The following is a 1026-nucleotide window of genomic DNA, read 5'->3' on the forward strand; positions in this document are numbered from 1 at the left end:
TGGGGGTACCTCCCAGCGGTAGCTGGGGGAGGCCTGCAGGCCGCCCCTGTCAAGCGCCGAGGGGACCCACACACCACGGGACCCACCCCCGAAGCGAGCAGCAGGCCCCAACACCGGGCCACTCTCCGAAGCGCCCAAGCCCCCACGCCCCCGAACGACCCACGCCCAAGCCCCCGATATCCCCGAGCACCCACCCCACCACCCCCGCTAGCCTCGGCGCATGCATCCCGAACAGCTCGTGCGCGACCACACCGTCTACGCCTGCGTGATGGGGTCGCGCGCCTTCGGGCTGGACACTGCGGGCAGCGACACCGACCGGCGCGGGGTCTTCGTCGCGCCCACCCCCCTGTTCTGGCGCTTCGAGAAGCCGCCCACTCACGTGGACGGCCCGCTGGAGGAGCAGTTCTCGTGGGAGCTCGAACGCTTCTGCGAGCTCGCCCTGCGCGCCAACCCCAACATCCTGGAGTGCCTCCACTCCCCCTTGGTGGAGACCCTCACCCCGGTCGGCGAGGAACTCCTCTCCCTGCGCGGCGCCTTCCTCTCCCGCCACACCCACACCACGTTCACGCGCTACGCCGCCGGCCAACGGGCCAAGCTCGACCAGGACGTGCGCAACCACGGCGCCCCCCGCTGGAAGCACGCCATGCACCTCCTGCGCCTCCTGCTGTCCTGCCGCGACCTGCTGCGCTCGGGGCTGCTGAGCATCGACGCGACCCCCTACCGGGACCGCCTCCTCGCCGTCAGGCGCGGCGAACTCGCCTGGGCCGAGGTGGAGTCCTGGATGGCCCACCTGGTCGAGGAGACCGATGCGGCCGCGACCGGCACGCCCCTGCCCGCCGAGCCCGACCGCGCCGCGGTCGAGGATTTCCTCGTCCGCACCCGCCGCGCCGCGGCCTGAGCAACCCGCCGACCACCCACACACAAACCACCCCACCCACCCAGGCAGTCACGCACAAACCCACCCAAGCCGCCAAAACCCAAGCACCCCCCACCCACGCACCCCACCCACCCCACTCCCCTCACCCC

General features: G+C 72.3%; 1 protein-coding gene. It reads left to right on the forward strand.

Going from position 1 to position 1026, the window contains the following annotated elements:
- The first annotated feature begins 220 nt into the window (after positions 1 to 220).
- Positions 221 to 898 (forward strand): nucleotidyltransferase domain-containing protein, encoded by a 678-nt coding sequence (locus IF43_RS0135550; RefSeq protein ID WP_030211154.1) that lies wholly within the window; start codon positions 221 to 223, stop codon positions 896 to 898.
- Positions 899 to 1026 lie beyond the last annotated feature (128 nt).

Source organism: Streptomyces sp. NRRL S-87 (assembly GCF_000719335.1).
Classification (GTDB): Bacteria; Actinomycetota; Actinomycetes; order Streptomycetales; family Streptomycetaceae; genus Streptomyces.

Excerpts from the sequence above, each read along its gene's own strand:
- IF43_RS0135550 (WP_030211154.1), top strand. The coding sequence starts at position 221 with ATGCATCCCGAACAGCTCGTGCGCGACCACACCGTCTACGCCTGCGTG.